2 protein-coding genes are annotated in these 1,872 nt (G+C 42.4%); both read right to left on the bottom strand.

Features of this window, described 5'->3' with window-relative positions:
* Positions 1 to 750, bottom strand: a 750-nt coding sequence (locus tag F6K53_RS39290; protein ID WP_293085345.1) for a hypothetical protein, incomplete at its 3' end; no start/stop codon positions are given.
* A 14-nt stretch (positions 751 to 764) separates the two neighbouring features.
* Positions 765 to 1,872 (bottom strand): NAD-dependent epimerase/dehydratase family protein (locus tag F6K53_RS39285; RefSeq protein WP_293085342.1); only part of this gene is annotated, 1,108 nt, incomplete at its 5' end.

Raw genomic sequence — 1,872 nt, 5'->3', positions numbered from 1 at the left:
GTCATCGTAGTTAGTCACTAGCGGGCTATGATATGTCTTTATTTTTTGAAAATCATCAATACTGTTGATAATTTTTATATTATGGGTGTTTGAAAATATATCTTCTAGTTTGAGACGTACAAAAAAGTTCTTATGAGGACGATCGTGCATTTCGATCACAAGATGGCAATTTTGCAAATGTTCAGCAACTCGACGATCGAACAACTCAAGTTCATAACCTTCACAATCACTAAAAATTAGGCCACCAGACGATAAATCCATAGCCAGCAAATCTTGGCTCTCACATGCTCCTCTGACGGTGAGTCTATCCGATACTAAATTCTTAATTGCCATTGACTTTGTCAGGTTGCGTGCCTTCTCAGAAATATCATAGGCAAACACTGATGCATTAGGGAACATAAGTGCCAATCCAATAGCATAGTAGCCTTCAGCACAGCCAATATCTACAATAATTGGAAAGTTTTGTTCCTTCCAAGAAAGTATAGTTGATTGAAGCTCTGCTTCATAAGTTCCTAGTAGTTTGGGCAGTAAAGTACTGCAATGAGATTCAAGAATAGCATAGTGTAAGCCTTGAAATGGACCAGCATTGACTGCTGTATCATCTCCAGTTTTCAACCTTTTCAATATTTCTCCATAAAGAAAATTTTTCCTAGCTTGTCGAATGACGATTGCCGGTTTCCAAATAAGATGATAGTAAATTTTCCATAGGAATAAATTTTTCGCAATTAAACTAGCAATAGTCCTTAACATATTTATGCTTTTTATTAAGTTGATATAGCAATCCAGTTTGGGTTGCGGTCTGCAAAATCAGCAATTTCTTCAAGAGTTGACTCTACGGATATTGCTGGCTGCCAATCCCAAACACGAGTAGCCAGAGAATGATCGAGAACAACCCAGGGCAAATCAAATTTCCGAGGTCGTTCATCACTACTTACATCGATCGCTCCCCATCGCTCCGCACACCACTCACTCAATAGCCGCAACGACCGAGCCGATTCAAGTCCACCTGACACATTTACTGTTTTTGGCTTACTCTCATCCCAACCTGCAGCTATTTGGTTTAACACCAGCGGAGCCAGATCTCTCGGATGTAAACAATCCCGCACCTGATGCCCCATACCATCAAACCCGATGTATTTTAGCGATCGCTTTTCTCGCCAAGAATGCAACCAGAAGGCAAAAATTCCTTGATCAGGTTTCCCGAATTGACCTGCCCCTGCCAAGACACCACAGCGGTTAATCCACACCGGAAACTCAAAAGTTAATCCATACTCCAGAGCCAGTGTTTCTGATGCTAGCTTTGTTGAACCATACAGAGAAATCGGTGGAGCCGTCGAAAACGCTTCACTAATCCCCTGCTCACTCAATCCCACTGGCCAACTAGACGAGTCAGCTACACAAGGTCGAAAAGCCCGGTCATGCACCTCTACCTTTAATTGTGCCAATGGTGGAATCGAATATACCCGGCTGGTTGAGAGCAGTATGAAACCTGCATTCCAACGTTTGCACGCCTCCAGCAGGTTAATCGTACCACCCAAGTTATGCTCAATCAGTTGACGACTACTCGATTGACCATCAACCCCTGCCAATACACTAGGATTTGCCGCACAATCAATCACCCAGTCAAAGGGACCTAAAGCTTCTAAGTCACTGGCATTACGAATATCACCATGAACCACCTTCACCCCTTGTTTAGTCAAAATCTCACGATTGACCCAAGAGCCTGACCGAGATAGGTTATCAATACCCGTAATGGATAAATCTGCCTTATGGTCAAGTAACGCCTTAGTCAGGGTACTGCCCACAAAGCCACAAATTCCTGTAATAAAAAGTTTCATAAAATTCCTTAGACCATTAGACCTCTTGCAAAAA

Source organism: Moorena sp. SIO4A1 (genome assembly GCF_010672065.1).
Taxonomy (GTDB): Bacteria; Cyanobacteriota; Cyanobacteriia; order Cyanobacteriales; family Coleofasciculaceae; genus Moorena.
The sequence above is the reverse complement of the archived record's forward strand: the minus strand, read 5'-3'. Positions and strand labels throughout refer to the sequence as shown.